We start from the raw sequence: 16,999 nt of genomic DNA on the forward strand, positions 1-16,999 counted from the left end.
GTGGCCATCGCAATGACAGCTCGAACGATCAGGCGGCGTAGCCGCCATGGCCGCGTGCGACGGCGCGCGCCACGATGACCGGCTCGATCTCGGGCCAGAGAATACCGGTGGCTTCCGCGAATTCAACAAGCGCATGGCGCGCCTCGTCCCTCGTGATGCAGCCTTCCAAGGCCAGGCTGCACGCCTCGACGGCATTGCGATAAAGCGGACCACGTCGGGAGGTCGTCCAGTTGGTCAGGAAATCGTGCATTTCGGCCAGCGAGGCGATTTCGCGCTTGAAGCCGAGACCGACGGTCAGTGCGACGGGCGGATGAAACAACTTGTCATACATGAAGCGGGCTCCTGATTATAGCAGCGCCAGGAGAAATATCCGGGCTGGTCCACGGACGGGACGCCGTGAAACGCGCCGCTGGCCAAGAGGTTCCGGGCCGGGAGATTTCATATGAAAAGCGGCTGTCGTGCTCTGATCGCCATGCCCCCATCGTTCCCGCCAGCACAGGCCAATCAGCATTCGAACGGCCCGGAAATCATCGCTCTTGGACGTTATGCGCTGCCTGCAGACTGTCTTGTGAGACGTGCGCGATGCGCCAGGGCTGCCGCGTCAGCGGCTGTCGTCTCACGCACCTCGCGATGCGTCGACAGGCGAAGAACTGCCGCAAGACGGTTTCCCAGCGAGACGCCCGGCTTTTCGACCACAAGATGCGCGACCAGCGCCATGAGGATCAGAAGCACCATCGCAATCAATATCACGAGCCAATATTGGGCGGGGTTGTCCATGGCGAAGGCCCGCACGGGCGCGATGGAGAATGTCGAGACGAAGGCTAGCCCCTGCAAGAGATAGATGCCAAAGCTGATCTCGCCCAGCCGCACTGAGCGGGAGGCCGTCAGCAGACCAAAGAAATCAGCGCCCGTCACCACCAGGAAGAAGGTGGCAATGCATAGCAGCATCGGCCCCGGCGCGTAGGCAGTCTTATAGACAGCGAAGATACACACCAGCATCACAAGGGCGGCGGCGGACAAGGCATGCCGATGCCACGTCACCAGCAGGCCGTGTGCTTCAAGCGTTGCGCACAACATCCCGCCCGCGAAAAGTCCGAGAAAGCCATAGGCGGGGCGGCCTCCGTTCACTGACATGAGAATTGAAAAAACCAGGAGAACGGCTGGCAAGCCCATGCGGGCCACCGGATGCCGGCTGAATATCGCCGCGATCGGCAGGCTGAAATACAACAGCCATTCATAGGGCAAGGTCCAGGTTACGCAGGCCAATGCGCAGACGCGGGAACTCGAAAGCGGGACGTAGCCGAAGACACCGAGCAGCAGATTGAAAAATGCCTGCTCGTAAGTTGCGAAGGCCGAATAGTCGATCGCGCCATCGGCGACCTCCAAAGCCATCGCCGTGCCGACGGCCACAACATAGAGCGGCCCGATCCTGAAAGCCCGCTTGAGGAACAGGGTCGGAAAATCCACGGAGGACCTGGCCGACAGCAGTTTCCCCCAGAACAGATAGGCAGAGATGATGAAGAACAAGGATACGCCTACCTGTCCCAGTGGGCCATAGAAAGCCGAGGGCGGATACTTCCATGCGCCGGTCGCCAGCATTTCATGGTAGATGACGGCGTGGTGAAGCACGACGGCAAGCGCCAGATAGCCTCGCATTCCGTCTATTGCCCGCACCCTGGAGGAGTTCGATCCGAAACCTACCCGCTGAAACAGCGGCATGCCCGCAAGCGGCCAAAGCAGCGCGACGACCACAAAAGCGGGCCAGATGTCATAAAGTCCAATCACGATTGCTCCGAGCCGATGCGCACAGCACGCTGAGTCGCTTTGTTGGACTATGCAACCTTGCCCAGAGCCGGCACAAGCGCTCGCCAAGGCCTGTTCCGGGCACAGGAAGCACAGGCTGACGCTGACAGGGCCAAGCAAGGTGCCCTTGCTACCGAGGCGGCAGAGATGGCCAAGCAGGAGGAGACAGAGGTCGAGAAGACCACGGTCAAGGTCCTCGGCGGTATCGAGGTTTCATACCAGCAGGCCAAGGACATGGCCGAGGTCGGGCAGATCACGCAGGCCGAGTTCAACAAGGCCGTGGTCGACGGTCTGGCTGCCCGTGGCTACGTCGCGCCAAAGTCTTTCAGGTAATCACGGAGGCCGGGAGTGGCGAAGGGGCTTCGGCTCCTGAGTTGCCTGCCGTGGATGACAAGACCGACGACGAGGTCGACGAGGAACTGACAGCCGAGCAAAAGGAGGAGAAGCAACATGCCGACTTTGTGCGAATGGCCGACCAGAGCCTTGACCGCTTCAGGGAACCCACAGTGAACCTCAACAGCAATTCATCGTGGATGCCTACGTGGAGACCGGAGAAATCCCGACCGGGGAAGCCTTCGGGATCGAGGAGGTTGAGACGGCTGTGGTCATGGTTGCTTTCGAGCAGCATCTGGACCGCAACGTGCTTCGGCAGCATGGGCTGACGCTGGCGACTTACCTTGAGTATGTCGATGAGGCTGACTTCCCGGCGCTCCGCAGGGCTGCGGCCAAGGGTGAGTGGCACGTCTTCCATGGGCACGCCCAAGCCATAGCACGGGCTCGTAAGAACGGTTCGGCCTACAGCGACTAATCGACCTATCCTGCCCCGATGCATCGCCCCAAGAGGTGTGTCGGGGTCGGCCCTTTGGGACAGAAATCGCTCCATTGGCGGGACGTCTCCGCTAAGGGGATAGTTCCGCTAATGCATTGAATTTATTTGAATCGACCACCGTGTTCATCCGCCAGTATCTCCCACACGACCGCTTCAACGGCTGAGCGGCGCAAGAGGAGCAAAGGCGATGCAGAACTTTACCACCATCAAAACCAGCAAGACCGAGATCGGGATCAACGGCGTTAGGGACTGGTATTTCTCGACCCACTTCGGGCGCTCCCGGGTCGAACGCTACCGGGACCTCGATGGGGTCGTGAGGTGGACCGAACGGATACCATGAAGGAAGCCGAAGAGCGTGAAGCTTACCTATTGGCTGGTTGATCCAGATTGGTCTAAGTCGTTGGTCTAAGTGATCGACGCCATTGTCGGTCAGTAGCTGATTTATCAGGGATAATTTGGCCAATTTGAGAAATGGCGGAGAGAGCGGGATTCGAACCCGCGTTACGGTCTCCCGTAAACACACTTTCCAGGCGTGCGCCTTCAACCACTCGGCCACCTCTCCGTCCTTGCATTTTTCGCGACGGCCGGTTTCGCCGCGCGGGTTGGGGACAATGCAGTCCCTTCAGGGAGGAGTAGCGATTTCCGCGCTATGGGTGCCGCCAACCAGCGGACACCTCTCCCCGGCACCTGAGCCGTCAAAGCAACAGGCGCGGGGCTCATCTAGTCGATCCCGCGCCGAATGCCAAGCCATAACGACAGTCTATTCGCTTTGCCGGCCACACAGCGCTTCGCGAGGGCGCGGCGTCATCCGTTTCAAGGTGCCGACGCCCCAAATGATGTGCACAGGCGAGCCGGCAAGGCCGGCCGCGCTTGACTTCGTCGCGGGCCACCTGTCGAGTGAAATGGAGGCTTTGCGGGGGGCATCGTCCGGGCATGACATCAGGCAGTGAACAACCGGGCGGCGGGATGCCGGGGCAGGCGCCAATCGGGCGCCCGGACAGCGGGCTGTCCTACGTGCCGGTGGGCTGGCTCATCTTCGTCATGGCGTGGTCGGTCTACGGCCTGGCCTCCGCCTGGTGGCTGACCGGCAATTCCGGCCTGCCGGACAGGATTTTCTATTTCCTCCTTGGCGGGCTTGCCGTCGACATCATCACCATCCTGTGGGGGCTTTATTTGCTCGGCCTTGCTTTTGGCCGCTCGGCGCGCTTCCCGCGCCAGTTCATCATCTGGCAGGTGGCGACCATCGCCTGGGTGCTGGCGAGGCAGGCCTATGTGCTCGCCGTGCCCGATTTCGTCTTTTCCGCCAGGAGCCTGCTTATCGGCGGCGTCGAAATCGCCATCGGCCTGCTCTGCATCTATCTGCTGCGCCGTGGGTCCGGCGCCGAGGGCGTCTATGCCAGGTCGCGGATCGAAGCGCCGTCGGTCTTCGTTTCCATCGTGGCTGCCTTGCTCGGCATCGTCCTGGGCGCGATCATTGGCGCGGTTGGCGGCTTCCTGGCTGGCTCGGTGATCGCCGATGTCGCCGAGGTCAGTTGCTTCGAGGGCGGCTGCGGCTACTTTGCCGCCTTCATCGGATTGGCCGGGCTGGTGGTCGGCGCCATTGCCGGAGGCATTCTTGCCGTCTGGCTCGTTCACCGCCCCAGGCGCGAGCCGGTCGCATAGGGCCCAGAAAAGCGCGGGCCTTAAATTCGCGTATCGCGATTGCAGCTGAACCGCACGCATTCTATTTCTGTTTCGGACATGTGCCGGCGGTCTTCTGGTCAGCGTCCAGGGGGAACCGGGGGAGAGCCTTGATGTTTCGCTTCGTCTTTCGTCTTGCGGCCATGGTCGCGCTATCGGTTTCCGTCATCATGGCGGTGCTCGACACGACGCGCACGGTGGCGGCTTCGGCCCTTGTGCTGACCCCGCTCAACGCCAGTTGGCTGGCCGTCTCGCCGGACACGCGGGCCGCCTTCGAAACCTTCGTGCGCGCCAAGGCCAGTCCGCTGCTGTGGGACACGGTCATCGCCTGGGTGCTCAACCAGCCGGGCTTTGCCGTCTTCGCGGTGCTGGCCTTGCTGCTGTACGCCATCGGCTATCGGCGGCAGCGGCGCACGGGACAGTTCGCCGCCAACTGAACCCATCTCCCGCACCATTCCGGCCGGCTGCTGAAAGCTTGCACGCAAGATCGGATCGCGGCGTGGCTTGCCCGTGGCACGCTTTTCCAAAAGGTCAAAATTCCGCGTGAATTTTGTTTCGGGCCGTGCCAGATTGCCCGGGAGCGGGAGGGCAATACACTCCTGGCTAACGTCGTTTGCTTGCCGGAGAACCGGGCAGGCAGGCGGTGTGCAACGGAAAAAATAACCGACAGGGTGTGGATCACATGAAACGTATCGTTCTCGGCCTCCTGGCCGCAACCGCAATGGTTCTTCCGGCTTTCGCCGCGGATGTCCAGCCGGCCATCCTCTATGATCTCGGCGGCAAGTTCGACAAATCCTTCAATGAGGCTGCCTACCATGGCGCCGAAAAATTCAAGACCGAGACCGGCGTCGCCTATGTCGAGTTCGAAGTGTCCAACGCCTCGCAGCGCGAGCAGGCGCTGCGCCGCTTCGCCGAGGACGGCCACAACCCGATCGTCATGGCCGGCTTTGCCTGGGAGGATGCGCTGAAGAAGGTCGCGGCCGAATACCCGGACCTCAACTTCGCCATCATCGACGATGCGGTCGACCTGCCCAATGTCCGCTCGCTGGTGTTCAAGGAGAATGAAGGCTCCTATCTCGTCGGCATCATGGCCGCGATGGCGTCGAAGTCGAAGAAGGTTGCCTTCGTCGGCGGCATGGACATCCCGCTGATCCGCAAGTTCGAATGCGGCTATGTCGGCGGCGCCAAGTCCGCTGGCGCGACCGACGTCATCCAGAACATGACTGGCGATACGCCGGCGGCGTGGAACGATCCGGCCAAGGGTGGCGAGATCGCCAAGACGCAGATCGACCAGGGCGCCGACGTGGTTTACGCGGCCGCCGGCGGCACCGGCGTCGGTGTGCTGCAGGCGGCGGCCGATGCCGGCAAGCTCGGCATCGGCGTCGATTCCAACCAGAACGGCCTGCAGCCCGGCAAGGTGCTGACCTCGATGCTGAAGCGCGTCGACGTTGCCGTCTACACCGCCTTCATGGATGGCAAGAACGGCACCTTCAAGGGTGGCGTCGAGAATCTCGGCCTCAAGGAAGGCGGCGTCGACTACGCCATGGACGACAACAACAAGGCACTGGTGACCGACGAAATGAAGGCGGCCGTCGAAAAAGCCAAGGCCGACATCATCGCCGGCACGGTCAAGGTGCACGACTACACAGCCGACAACGCCTGCCCCTATTGATCGGCGGCAGCGTACGGCCATGATCTGCAACCGCTGGGCGAAAGCCCGGCGGTTTTGCTTTTGCCGATCGAACGAAGCTCGCAAATGGCATGGAGCGAGGAATGCAGCCAACGATCGAACCCATGCGCGGGCATGACATCGAAGTCGTCGCGCGACTGCGGATTGCCGCCTTCTTCGAGGGCACGGGAAGGACGCTGGAAGAGGATGCGGCAGGGCTCCGCAACCTGCTGACCAGCGACGGCCTCGAAAAGGCTCTGGTTGCCCGTGTGAACGATGTGCCGATAGGCACCTGCCTGCTGGTCCGCCACGAACTGGAACCGGCGCATGATCTGACACCGTGGCTGGCCGGGCTTGTCGTCGACGCCGGCCATCGAGGCAAGGGAACCGGCACCGCGCTGGTCGAGGCGATCGAAGCGCATGCAGCGTCAGCCGGCGTCGAGACGCTCTACCTCTACACTTGGCAAGCGCGCGAGTTCTACGCGGCGCTCGGCTGGGACACGATCGAGCTGTGCGAGCAGGACGGCGACACGATGATGCTGATGTCGCGCCGGCTCCATCACAATGTGCCCAGGAGATAGCCGAGCGCGAAGGCCGCAATCAGCCCGGCCATGACGACAAGTCCACGCCTACCGCCAAGCGAATGCACACCAACGCCGTACGGCTGACGGGACAAGCTTCGGATCACTGTCGGCGACTTGGCATCATTGCCGCCCAGGCCAACGCCTCGCATCTGCGGCAATTCGGCGAGTCGCTGCGTAACCAGTTCCCAATGATTGACGCCGGCTGGTTTTTCGGCGCGATCGAAGACATGCATGCGCTCGGCCAGCTGCACCACCGCGTCGCGGAACGCAGGGTCGATCTCGAGATCGCGCTCGGCCCGCTCGCGCTCGGCATCGTTCATCAGGCCCAGCACATAGTCGCCGGCCCTTGCGATACGATCGCTCTCACCGGCCATGATCCGTGCCCTCCCCCTCTCCTCACCAGTGTGGCGGCTTGGTCACCGGCACATCCGGTGCCGCCTGCTCTTCAAGCGCGAGGAAGCGGTCTGTCAGCGCATCAAGCTTGCGCTGCATGCGGTCGATCACCTTCCACTGCTCGGCGATCTGGCCCGACAGTTCCTCGATGGTCTTCTCCTGCTCCGCTGCGCGGATTTCCAGCGTCGTCAGCCGGTCGGCGGGCATGATCATGCAAAGTCCCCAGTTTGTACCGCGACACCTTGCGCCGCAACGTCAAATCGACCTCGCCATAGTAGCGAATGTGAGAGCTTCGGCCACGTTCGAAATTGACAAGCGCGCGGGGATTTGTCGAGAGTGGATGCTGCTCCGGACAATTGGCATGGGCGGAGCGCCATGCTAGGCGTTTTGACCAAGCGATAAAAAAATAAGAGTGGGACAGGCTGCATGGCGCAAGCCGCAATCGAACTGATCGGCATCAACAAGAGTTTCGGCGCGGTGCGCGCCAACCGCGACATCAATCTGGAGATCGCGCGCGGCACCATCCACGGCATCGTCGGCGAGAACGGCGCCGGCAAGTCGACGCTGATGTCGATCCTCTACGGTTTCTACCAGGCCGACAGCGGCGAGATCCGCGTCGGCGGCAAGCCGGCATCGATCAAGACACCCAACGACGCGATCGCGCTCGGCATCGGCATGGTGCACCAGCATTTCATGCTGGTCGACAATTTCTCGGTGCTGGAGAACATCATCCTCGGCGCCGAAACCGATGCGCTTCTGAAGAGCAGCATCGCCAAGGCGCGCTCCGAGCTTGACCGGCTGGAGCGCGAATACGGGCTGGACGTCGATCCCGATGCGATCATCGAAGAACTGCCGGTTGGCCTGCAGCAGCGTGTGGAAATCCTGAAGGCGCTTTATCGCGGCGCCGAAATCCTGATCCTCGACGAGCCGACGGGCGTTTTGACGCCGGCCGAGGCCGACCACCTGTTCCGCATCCTCAGGCAGTTGAAGGAACAGGGAAAGACGGTGGTGCTGATCACCCACAAGCTGCGCGAGATCATGGCCATCACCGACACCGTGTCGGTGATGCGTCAGGGCACGATGGTGGCGACCCGGGAGACCAGGAAAACCACCGTCGAGGAACTGGCCGAACTGATGGTCGGGCGGCGTGTCCTCTTGAGGGTCGAAAAGGGCGAAGCCGAGGCCGGTGCCGTCAAGCTCGCGGTCAAGAACCTGACGGTCAGGGATTCCCGTGGCGTCACCATGGTCGACGACGTCTCCTTCGATATCAGAGCCGGCGAGATCGTCGGCATCGCCGGCGTCGCCGGCAACGGGCAATCCGAGTTGCTTGAGGCGATTTCCGGCATCAGGCGCGCCGTTTCCGGGTCCGTGACGCTCGACGGCAAGCCGATCGATCTCACCGGCAAGGCCGATCCCGGCGAATTGCGCGACCGTGGCCTCGCCCACGTACCGGAAGACCGCCACCATGTCGGGCTGGTGCTGGCCTTTGAGGAGAACGAGAATTCCATCCTCGGCTACCACGACGATCCCCGTTACCTCAGGGGACCGTTTCTCAACATCGATGCCATCATGGCCGATGCCAGCGACAAGATCGAGAAATACGACATTCGTCCCGGCAATCCGCGCCTGAAGACGGCCAATTTTTCCGGCGGCAACCAGCAGAAGATCGTGCTCGCGCGTGAAATCGAGCAGGACCCCGGCGTGCTGATCGTCGGCCAGCCGACGCGGGGCGTCGACGTCGGCGCCATCGAGTTCATCCACAAGCGCCTGATCGCCATGCGCGACCAGGGCAAGGCGGTGCTGGTGGTCTCGGTCGAGCTAGACGAGATCCGCTCGCTCTCCGACCGCATCCTGGTGATGTTTGCCGGCCGGGTCGTTGGCGAGCGCGGCCCCGACGCGACCGAAGGCGAGCTTGGCCTGCTGATGGCCGGTGTCGAGCATCGGGAGGCGGCGCAATGAGCACGCCTTACGCCAAATTGCCGGCCTGGGCCGACTACGGGCTGATCCCGCTGATCAACCTGTCGGTCGCCTTCATCGTCGCTGGCTTCGTCGTCATGCTGGTCGGCGAAAACCCCTTCCGTGCCGCCGTCATCCTGGTCGAAGGCGCCTTCGGCAAGGGCACCGGCATCGCCTTCACCCTCTTCTACGCCACGACCTTCATATTCACCGGGCTTTCGGTGGCGGTAGCGGCGCATTGCGGACTGTTCAACATCGGCACCGAGGGGCAGGCCTACATCGCCGGCCTCGGCATCGCCATTGTCTGCCTTTCCTTCGACAGCACACTGCCCTGGTGGCTGACATTTCCGCTGGCCATCGTCGCTTCGGCGCTCGTGGGCGCATTGTGGGCCCTGATTCCCGCCTATCTGCAGGCCAAGCGGGGCTCGCACATCGTCATCACGACGATCATGTTCAACTTCATCGCCGCCTCGATCATGGTCTACCTGCTGGTCGGCCCGCTGAAGCCGGCAGGGTCGCAGGCGCCGCAGACGCGTAACTTCCTCGCCGGCGCGGAGCTGCCGAAACTGAACTGGATCATCGAATTGTTCGGCGCCAAGATCCGCTCGGCCCCGCTCAACATCTGCTTCCTGCTGGCGCTGGTGATGGCTTTCCTGGTCTGGCTGCTGATCTGGCGCACCAAGCTCGGCTATGAGATGCGCACCTATGGCCACAGCCCGAAAGCGGCCCGCTATGCCGGTATTTCGGAAACGCGCATCATCATCACAGCGATGATGATCTCGGGCGCGCTAGCCGGCATGATGGCGCTCAACCCTGTGATGGGCGACCAGCACAATGTCGCGATCGACTTCGTTTCGGGCGCCGGTTTCGTCGGCATCGCCGTAGCGCTGATGGGCCGCCTGCATCCGGTCGGCATCGTGCTGGCGGCGATCCTGTTCGGCATGCTTTACCAGGGCGGCGCCGAGCTCGCCTTCGAGATGCCGGCAATCAGCCGCGACATGATCGTCATCATTCAAGGGTTGGTCATCCTCTTCGCCGGCGCGCTGGAGCATATGTTCAGGCCCTATATCCAGGCTCTGTTCGCATCGTTCAGCCCGAAATCGGTGGGCATGCAGGCCGTCAACGGGAAAGGCGCCTGAGATGGATATCTTCAACGCGGTCATCCAGGTGCTGGACTCTACCATCCGCCTGTCGGTGCCGCTGCTGCTTGCCTGCCTCGCCGGCCTCTATTCGGAGCGGGCCGGCATTTTCGACATCGGCCTCGAAGGCAAGATGCTGGTCGGCGCCTTCGCGGGTGCTGCCGCGGCTTCCGTGTTCCATTCGGCGCTTATCGGTCTCGGCATGGCGATCCTGATCTCTGTCGCCTTCGCTTTGGTGCACGGCTTTGCCTCGATCACCCATCGCGGCAACCAGATCGTTTCGGGCGTTGCGATCAACTTCGTCGCCGCCGGATCGACCATCATTCTCGGCCAGGCATGGTTCCAGCAGGGTGGCCGCACGCCGGCGCTGCAACCGAGCGAACGATTCGAGGCGATCATCTGGCCCGGCGCCGATGCCATCAGGGGCGTGCCGATCATCGGTCCGATCTATGCCGAACTGATCTCCGGCCATTCGATCCTCGTCTATTTCGCCTTTGCGATGGTGCCGTTCACCTGGTGGGTGCTGTTTCGCACGCGTTTTGGCCTCAGGCTGCGCGCGGTCGGCGAGAATCCGGCCGCGGTCGACACCGCCGGCATCTCGGTCGCCTGGCTGCGCTATCGCGCGCTGATCTGCACGGGCATCCTGACCGGATTTGCAGGCGCCTATCTTTCTATGGTGCAGAATGGCGGCTTCGTGAAGGACATGACCGCGGGCAAGGGCTACATCGCGCTGGCCGCGCTGATCTTCGCCAAATGGAAGCCGGTCAACGCCATGTTCGCCTGTCTGCTGTTCGGCTTCCTCGACGCGGCGTCGATCCGCCTGCAGGGAACGCCGCTGCCCATTGTCGGCAAGGTGTCGGTGCAGTTCATGCAGGCCCTGCCCTATATCCTCACCGTCATCCTGCTTGCCGGCTTCATCGGCAAGGCCATCCCCCCGCGCGCCGGCGGCGTGCCCTATGTCAAGGAACGCTAACGGTCGACAGTTCGGCGCAGACGAAGCGCCGGGTTTTGGACATGATCATCGGAGAGAACACCTGAATGTCGCATGATCTGTTCGAAGCGGCCAAGGCTGCCATGGCCAAGGCTTATGCGCCTTATTCCAAGTTCCCGGTGGGTGCCGCCATACGCACCGAGGACGGACGCGTCTTCACCGGCGCCAACATCGAGGTCGCCTCCTATCCGGAAGGCTGGTGCGCCGAGACCACCGCGCTTGGCCATTATATCATGGGCGGCGGCGGCAAGATCGTTGAAATCGCCGTCCTTGCCGAACGCATGGCCAAATGCTCGCCTTGCGGCGGCTGCCGCCAGCGACTGGCCGAATTCTGCCGCCCGGAAACGAAGCTCTATCTCTGCGACAACACCGGCGTGGCCGAAACCGTGACCATGGGCGACATGCTGCCCTACGGCTTCCGCGGCGACATTCTGAAATGAAGAGCTGGCTGATATGACGCAAAAAACGGTCGACCACCTTATCGAAAGGCTGGACGGCCTGGCGCCGTCGACCGCGCTTGTGCTGGGTTCGGGCCTGGGCGGCTTGGTCGACCGGATCGAGAATCCGATCCGCGTCTCCTATGCCGACCTGCCCGGCTTTCCCAGGAGCGGTGTCAGCGGCCACGCCGGCCAAGTGGTCGCCGGGCTGTTTGCCGGCGTTCCGGTGCTCATGCTGTCCGGCCGCGCCCACTACTATGAGCATGGGAATGCCGCGGCGATGCGTCCGGTGCTGGAAGTGCTCGCCGGCATCGGCATCACGAAACTGATCCTCACCAACGCGGCCGGCTCGGTCGATCCGGATATGCCGCCGGGTTCGGTGATGCTGCTCACTGATCATATCAACTTCTCCGGCACCAACCCGCTGATCGGCGAGCCCAGCGACCGCCGTTTCGTCGGCCTCACCGAAGCTTATGATGCCGGTATCCGCGACGCGATCGAAGGCGCGGCGAAGGCGACCGGCACTGCGCTTCACAAGGGCGTCTACATGTGGTTCTCGGGCCCCTGCTTCGAGACGCCGGCCGAAATCCGCATGGCGCGCATCATGGGCGCCAACGCCGTCGGCATGTCGACCGTGCCGGAAGTGATTCTCGCGCGTTTCCTCGGCCTTCGCGTCGCTGCCTGTTCGGTCATCACCAATTTGGCCGCCGGCATGACCGGAGCCGAGCTTTCGCACCAGGAAACCAAGGACATGGCGCCGGTTGGCGGATCGCGGCTGGCAACGGTGCTGCAGCGCGTGTTCCGTGACGGGCTGCTGGAGAGCTGATGCTTCCACAGGAAATCATCCGTCACAAGCGCGACGGCCACAGGCTGGCGCCTCACGAGATCGCCGCCTTCATCGACGGCGTGACGTCGGGTACCGTCACCGACGGCCAGGTCGCGGCCTTCGCCATGGCGGTGTTCTTCAACGGCATGAACCGCGACGAGGCGGTGGCGATGACGCTGGCCATGCGCGATTCCGGCGACGTGCTCGACTGGTCGGATTTGCCAGGCCCTGTCACCGACAAGCATTCCACGGGCGGTGTCGGCGACAATGTCTCGCTGATGCTGGCGCCGATCGTTGCCGCCTGCGGTGCCTATGTGCCGATGATCTCGGGCCGTGGCCTCGGCCATACCGGCGGCACGCTGGACAAGATGGATGCCATTCCCGGCTATATCAGCCAACCCGACATCACGCTGTTCCGCAAAGCCGTGCTTGAAACCGGCTGCGCCATCATCGGCCAAACCGCCGACCTGGCACCTGCCGATCGCCGGCTCTACGCCATCCGCGACGTGACCGGAACCGTGGAGTCCGTGCCGCTGATCACCGCATCGATCCTGTCGAAGAAGCTCGCGGCGGGCCTGCAATCGCTGGTGCTCGACGTCAAGGTCGGCAATGGCGCCTTCATGGAGAAATCCCGAGATGCGACCGCGCTTGCCAATAGCCTCGTCGAGGTCGCCAGCGGCACCGGACTGAAAGTCTCGGCGCTAATCACCGGCATGAACGAACCGCTTGCCTCCGCCGCCGGCAATGCCGTCGAGGTGCGCAATGCCGTCGATTTCCTGACCGGCCGCCTGCGCGACCGGCGGCTGGAGGACGTGACGCTGGCGCTGGCAGCCGAAATGCTGCAGTCGGCGGGACTGGTGTCGTCGAACCAGGACGGCATGCGACGCGCCACCGAGACACTCGCCAGCGGCCGCGCAGCCGCCACCTTCGCGCGCATGGTGACGGTGCTTGGCGGCCCCGCCGATTTCATCGAGAAGCCAGAGAAATATCTGTCGGAAGCAGCAACGGAAATCGCGGTGAAGGCGACGTCGGAGGGTTTCGTCACTGGCATCGCCACCCGCGACATCGGTCTCGCGGTCGTCGGCCTGGGCGGCGGGCGCACCCGGCCCGACGACAGGATCGACCCCTCGGTCGGCATCACAAGGCTGCTGCCCATAGGCGCGGAAGTACACGCCGGAGATGCGCTGGCTCTGATCCACGCCCGCTCACCGTTAGATGCCGAGACGGCAGCCGCGACCGTGCTTTCAGCCTATGCGATCGGTGCTTCGAAGCCGGCCGCCGACAAGTCGGTCATCCGGCGGATTCTGCCGCGTGGCTGAGTGGACCTACTGAACCAGCAGCAATGTGCCGTTCTCAGCCTGGTATTTGCCGAGCCTGTTGAGAAAGCTCATGCCGATCAGGTTGGTGCGCAGTGCCTTGTCGTCGAGCACGATCGCCTGCACACCTTCGACGCTGATGCTGCCGATCTGCAGACGATCAATCGTCACCACGGCTGCCTTGATGGTGCCGTTGGCGGTGTTGACTTCGTGGCTGAAATCGGAGGGATTGAGCGACAGTCCGATCCGGCGTGCCGTCGACATATTGACCGCGACCAGCGTCGCACCGGTGTCGATCATGCCGTCGACTTGACGGCCGTTGAGCCTGAAGGTCGACGAGAAGTGTCCGCGCCCGTCCGCCGCGACCACGACCTTCCGGCCGGTCGGCAGCGGCGCTACCGGCTTGTCGGGAACGGAGGCCAGGCTGACATCCGGTTGCGTCTCGGCCGCTGGCTTGGCCGTCACCGCCGATTTCAGCAGGTTTTCGAATATTCGCGGATTCGACTGGTAGACGACCGGGATCGATGCCGACGCACCGGCAAAGACGCTGAGAATGAGAAGCTTGCGCAGCATGGATCGGCCTTTGTGAAGAGCTGATCATTAGCGCCGGATGGTGTTTGCCGCTTTAACGCGCGCCGGAACCACGTCTTTGCGTAAACGCCTGGTAAAAAATACCAAGCACATTGCTCGGGTATTACTTCGTCCCGTACATGCGGTCGCCGGCATCGCCAAGGCCGGGCATGATGTAGCCCTTCTCGTTGAGCTGGCGGTCGATGGACGCGGTGAAGACCGGAACATCCGGATGCGCCTTGGTAAAGCGCTCGATGCCTTCGGGCGCCGCCAGCAGGCACAGGAAGCGGATGTTGGTGGCGCCGCGCTCTTTCAACTTGTCGATCGCCGCGATCGCCGAATTGGCTGTCGCCAGCATCGGGTCGACGACGATGACCAGCCGGTCGGCGAGGTCGCTCGGCGCCTTGAAGAAATACTCGACGGCCTCCAGCGTTTCATGATCGCGGTAGAGGCCGACATGGGCGACGCGGGCCGCCGGCACCAAGTCGAGCAAACCTTCGAGCAGGCCGTTGCCGGCGCGCAGCACCGAGGCGAAGACCAGCTTCTTGCCCTCCAGCGTCGGAGCCTCCATCGTCTCCATAGGCGTTTCGATCGTTGTCGTCGTCAGTTCGAGATTGCGGGTGACCTCATAGCCGAGCAGCAGCGATATCTCACGCAGCAACCGCCGGAAGCCGGCCGTCGAGGTCTCCTTCTTGCGCATGATGGTCAGCTTGTGCTGGACAAGCGGATGATCGACGACGGTGACGCCCTTCATGATGTGCTCCGACGGAATAGTGAGTGGTGAACAGTGAGTAGTGAATAGTGAGCCGATTTGCGAGTCCCTGCGTCAGTGAAAGCGCCGGCCTTCAACCGCTCGATGCGTGCACCGTCACTACCGACTACTGACTACTCACTGTTCACCGAACTTTCGCGTCCAACCGACCAAGAAGCGCTGTCTTGGTCTTCCTGTCGACGAAGGCGGCTTCGATGGCGGTCCTGGTGACGGCGGCAAGCGCCTTTTCGCTCATCGAGAAATGTTCGGCGGCGATATCGTATTCGTGCTTCAGCGAGGTCCAGAAATAGGGCGGGTCGTCGGAGTTGAGCGTCACCTTGCAGCCGGCCGCCTGCAGGGCGGGAAAGGGATGGTCGGCGAAACTGTCGAACACCTTGAGCGCGATATTGGAGCCGGGGCAGCATTCCAGCACGACACCCTCGTCGGCGATGCGCCGGACAAGGTCAGGGTTTTCGATGGCGCGCACGCCATGGCCGATGCGCGACGGGCGGATATGGTCGAGTGCCGCCTGGACGGTTTCCCAGCCCGTCAGTTCGCCGGCATGGACGGTGATGCCGAGCCCGGCCTCGCGCGCGATCTCGAAAGCCCTGACGTAGTCCTCCATCTCGCCCATGCGCTCGTCGCCGGCGACGCCGAACCCAGTAACCAGCGGATGGCCGCAACGCGCCGCGAAGCGTGCCGCGCGCTCGATCGACTCGACACCGACGTGGCGCACGCCGGTGACGATCATGCGGCCCTCGATGCCGGTCTTTGCCTTGGCGCGCAGCATGCCTTCGCCGAGCGCATCGGTGTAGGCCTTGGGTGACAGCCCGGCTTTCGTCGCGTGGTCGGGCGAGGTGAACACCTCGGAGTAGATGGCGCCATCGCGGGCCAGGCTGGTCAGATAGTGGTCGGCCAGCCGCGCATAATCCTCCTCGGTCCGGAACAGGTCGGCGGAGAAGTCATAGGCGGCGAGAAAGGAGGTGAAATCGTGCCAGACGAAAGAACCGTTCTGGATATAAGGCGAGGTGTCCTTGCCGTATTTCTGCGCCTGGCGAATGACGAGATCGGGCGCCGCTGCCCCTTCGATGTGGCAGTGCAGTTCCGCTTTCAGAGGCATTCAAACATCCCGTCGGTCAGTCCAGGTCTTGAAACCCACCACCTGGAAGCGCGGCTGAACACCGCGCCTTAAACAATAGCGCCCGCATCATCGATCGGCTATGGTCCCGCCGGTTTTATGACGGATCAAAAAAATGTCAGTTGAGAGAACCACGGCTGCCGGCGGCATGGAAACCTCCTATGGTTTCAAGCGTGTAGGGGAAGGCGAGAAGCAATCCCTGGTCAACGATGTTTTCCACAAGGTCGCTGACCGCTACGACCTGATGAACGATTTGATGTCTGCTGGCCTGCACCGGCTGTGGAAGGATGCCATGGTCGCCTGGCTCAATCCGCCCAAGCGCGCGGGCTGGCGCGTGCTCGATGTTGCCGGTGGTACCGGCGACATCGCCTTTCGCATCGTCGATGCCAGCCATGGCCATGCCCATGCCACCGTGCTCGACATCAACGGCTCGATGCTTGCCGTCGGTCGCGACAGGGCTGAAAAGAAGGGGTTGTCCGGCAACACAGATTTCGTCGAGGCCAATGCCGAGGAACTGCCCTTCCCTGACGCCAGCTTCGACGCCTACACCATCGCGTTCGGCATTCGCAATGTCCCGCATATCGACGTGGCCCTGGGCGAGGCGTTCCGCGTGCTGAAGCCCGGCGGCCGTATCCTGTGCCTGGAGTTCTCCGAGGTCGAGATGCCGCTCCTCGACAAGGTCTACGAAGCCTGGTCGTTCAATGCCATCCCCAGGATCGGCAAGTTGGTCACCGGGGACGGCGAGCCCTATTCCTATCTGGTCGAATCGATCGCAAAATTCCCCAATCAGCAAAACTTCGCGGCGATGATTTCTCGGGCCGGCTTCGACCGCGTCTCCTTCCGCAACTATTCCGGCGGCATAGCGGCCCTGCATTCGGGCTGGAAGCTTTGAAGCCGTCGCCGATCTTCCTCACGCG

The 16,999-nt window shown here is 62.8% G+C and carries 21 protein-coding genes and 1 tRNA gene; 14 read left to right on the top strand and 8 right to left on the bottom strand.

Annotation, left to right across the window (positions count from 1 at the left end; translation table 11 throughout):
* Nucleotides 1-28: 28 nt before the first annotated feature.
* Nucleotides 29-331: a DUF982 domain-containing protein gene (locus FJ936_RS07185; protein ID WP_140792610.1), complete on the bottom strand. Its 303-nt coding sequence runs from the start codon at nucleotides 329-331 to the stop codon at nucleotides 29-31.
* Between the two features lie 212 nt (nucleotides 332-543).
* Nucleotides 544-1,785, bottom strand: a complete 1,242-nt coding sequence (locus FJ936_RS07190) for an acyltransferase (protein ID WP_246680418.1) — start codon at nucleotides 1,783-1,785, stop codon at nucleotides 544-546.
* A gap of 165 nt (nucleotides 1,786-1,950) precedes the next feature.
* Between FJ936_RS07190 and FJ936_RS07195 the strand changes: the two genes are divergently transcribed.
* From FJ936_RS07195 to FJ936_RS30465, 3 genes are all read left to right on the top strand, one after another.
* Nucleotides 1,951-2,136 carry a hypothetical protein gene (locus FJ936_RS07195; protein ID WP_140792608.1) on the top strand — a complete coding sequence of 62 codons (186 nt, stop codon included), beginning with the start codon at nucleotides 1,951-1,953 and terminating at the stop codon, nucleotides 2,134-2,136.
* A 196-nt stretch (nucleotides 2,137-2,332) separates the two neighbouring features.
* Entirely contained in the window at nucleotides 2,333-2,611 is a 279-nt protein-coding gene (locus FJ936_RS07200) for a hypothetical protein (protein WP_140792606.1), read from the top strand.
* Between the two features lie 208 nt (nucleotides 2,612-2,819).
* Nucleotides 2,820-2,972: a hypothetical protein gene (locus FJ936_RS30465; protein ID WP_181171459.1), complete on the top strand. Its 153-nt coding sequence runs from the start codon at nucleotides 2,820-2,822 to the stop codon at nucleotides 2,970-2,972.
* Between the two features lie 132 nt (nucleotides 2,973-3,104).
* Here FJ936_RS30465 and FJ936_RS07205 read toward each other — a convergent pair.
* Nucleotides 3,105-3,194: transfer RNA gene (locus tag FJ936_RS07205), tRNA-Ser, on the bottom strand.
* 371 nt (nucleotides 3,195-3,565) lie between these two features.
* On the opposite strand from FJ936_RS07205, the gene FJ936_RS07210 reads away from it, so the two are divergent.
* From FJ936_RS07210 to FJ936_RS07225, 4 genes are all read left to right on the top strand, one after another.
* Nucleotides 3,566-4,294 (top strand): DUF2569 domain-containing protein, encoded by a 729-nt coding sequence (locus FJ936_RS07210; RefSeq protein WP_224622286.1) that lies wholly within the window; start codon nucleotides 3,566-3,568, stop codon nucleotides 4,292-4,294.
* 131 nt (nucleotides 4,295-4,425) lie between these two features.
* On the top strand, nucleotides 4,426-4,749 hold the full coding sequence (locus FJ936_RS07215; RefSeq protein ID WP_140661735.1) for a hypothetical protein: 324 nt from the start codon (nucleotides 4,426-4,428) through the stop codon (nucleotides 4,747-4,749).
* A 245-nt stretch (nucleotides 4,750-4,994) separates the two neighbouring features.
* Nucleotides 4,995-5,984 (top strand): BMP family ABC transporter substrate-binding protein, encoded by a 990-nt coding sequence (locus FJ936_RS07220; RefSeq protein ID WP_015315759.1) that lies wholly within the window; start codon nucleotides 4,995-4,997, stop codon nucleotides 5,982-5,984.
* A 101-nt stretch (nucleotides 5,985-6,085) separates the two neighbouring features.
* Nucleotides 6,086-6,562, top strand: coding sequence for a GNAT family N-acetyltransferase (locus FJ936_RS07225; RefSeq protein ID WP_140618819.1), 477 nt, complete (start codon nucleotides 6,086-6,088; stop codon nucleotides 6,560-6,562).
* Here the strand turns inward: FJ936_RS07225 and FJ936_RS07230 are convergent.
* Both FJ936_RS07230 and FJ936_RS07235 read right to left on the bottom strand, forming a co-directional pair.
* Complete coding sequence (locus FJ936_RS07230) at nucleotides 6,541-6,939, bottom strand: hypothetical protein (RefSeq protein ID WP_015315757.1); 399 nt, start codon at nucleotides 6,937-6,939, stop codon at nucleotides 6,541-6,543. The two genes, FJ936_RS07225 and FJ936_RS07230, sit on opposite strands and share 22 nt — an antisense overlap.
* 22 nt (nucleotides 6,940-6,961) lie before the next feature.
* The gene (locus FJ936_RS07235) at nucleotides 6,962-7,168 is read right to left on the bottom strand and encodes a SlyX family protein (protein ID WP_181166420.1); all 207 of its coding nucleotides are present in this window, start codon (nucleotides 7,166-7,168) and stop codon (nucleotides 6,962-6,964) included.
* 216 nt (nucleotides 7,169-7,384) lie between these two features.
* Here FJ936_RS07235 and FJ936_RS07240 point away from each other — a divergent pair, with 216 nt between their 5' ends.
* From FJ936_RS07240 to deoA, 6 genes are all read left to right on the top strand, one after another.
* Nucleotides 7,385-8,917 (top strand): ABC transporter ATP-binding protein, encoded by a 1,533-nt coding sequence (locus tag FJ936_RS07240; protein WP_140792475.1) that lies wholly within the window; start codon nucleotides 7,385-7,387, stop codon nucleotides 8,915-8,917.
* Nucleotides 8,914-10,053, top strand: a complete 1,140-nt coding sequence (locus FJ936_RS07245; protein ID WP_015315755.1) for an ABC transporter permease — start codon at nucleotides 8,914-8,916, stop codon at nucleotides 10,051-10,053. Before FJ936_RS07240 ends, FJ936_RS07245 begins: the two co-directional genes overlap by 4 nt.
* A 1-nt stretch (nucleotide 10,054) precedes the next feature.
* Nucleotides 10,055-11,026 carry an ABC transporter permease gene (locus FJ936_RS07250; RefSeq protein WP_140792473.1) on the top strand — a complete coding sequence of 324 codons (972 nt, stop codon included), beginning with the start codon at nucleotides 10,055-10,057 and terminating at the stop codon, nucleotides 11,024-11,026.
* Between the two features lie 65 nt (nucleotides 11,027-11,091).
* Nucleotides 11,092-11,484, top strand: a complete 393-nt coding sequence (gene cdd, locus FJ936_RS07255; protein WP_015315753.1) for a cytidine deaminase — start codon at nucleotides 11,092-11,094, stop codon at nucleotides 11,482-11,484.
* A gap of 13 nt (nucleotides 11,485-11,497) precedes the next feature.
* Entirely contained in the window at nucleotides 11,498-12,307 is an 810-nt protein-coding gene (locus FJ936_RS07260; RefSeq protein ID WP_140713251.1) for a purine-nucleoside phosphorylase, read from the top strand.
* Nucleotides 12,307-13,626 carry a thymidine phosphorylase gene (gene deoA / locus FJ936_RS07265; RefSeq protein ID WP_140792471.1) on the top strand — a complete coding sequence of 440 codons (1,320 nt, stop codon included), beginning with the start codon at nucleotides 12,307-12,309 and terminating at the stop codon, nucleotides 13,624-13,626. Before FJ936_RS07260 ends, deoA begins: the two co-directional genes overlap by 1 nt.
* Before the next feature lie 6 nt (nucleotides 13,627-13,632).
* Here the strand turns inward: deoA and FJ936_RS07270 are convergent, their stop codons facing one another.
* The 3 genes from FJ936_RS07270 to FJ936_RS07280 all read right to left on the bottom strand — a co-directional run bounded on the left by FJ936_RS07270 (nucleotide 13,633) and on the right by FJ936_RS07280 (nucleotide 16,064).
* Nucleotides 13,633-14,196, bottom strand: a complete 564-nt coding sequence (locus tag FJ936_RS07270) for a TIGR02281 family clan AA aspartic protease (protein ID WP_140792469.1) — start codon at nucleotides 14,194-14,196, stop codon at nucleotides 13,633-13,635.
* Nucleotides 14,197-14,317: 121 nt separating this feature from the next.
* Nucleotides 14,318-14,947 (bottom strand): uracil phosphoribosyltransferase, encoded by a 630-nt coding sequence (upp, locus tag FJ936_RS07275; protein WP_015315749.1) that lies wholly within the window; start codon nucleotides 14,945-14,947, stop codon nucleotides 14,318-14,320.
* Nucleotides 14,948-15,089: 142 nt separating this feature from the next.
* Entirely contained in the window at nucleotides 15,090-16,064 is a 975-nt protein-coding gene (locus FJ936_RS07280) for an adenosine deaminase (protein WP_140793757.1), read from the bottom strand.
* A gap of 133 nt (nucleotides 16,065-16,197) precedes the next feature.
* On the opposite strand from FJ936_RS07280, the gene ubiE reads away from it, so the two are divergent.
* Nucleotides 16,198-16,974: a bifunctional demethylmenaquinone methyltransferase/2-methoxy-6-polyprenyl-1,4-benzoquinol methylase UbiE gene (gene ubiE, locus FJ936_RS07285; protein WP_140793755.1), complete on the top strand. Its 777-nt coding sequence runs from the start codon at nucleotides 16,198-16,200 to the stop codon at nucleotides 16,972-16,974.
* Nucleotides 16,975-16,999 lie beyond the last annotated feature (25 nt).

It is taken from the genome of Mesorhizobium sp. B2-4-13 (assembly GCF_006658535.1).
GTDB classification, from domain to species: domain Bacteria; phylum Pseudomonadota; class Alphaproteobacteria; order Rhizobiales; family Rhizobiaceae; genus Mesorhizobium; species Mesorhizobium australicum.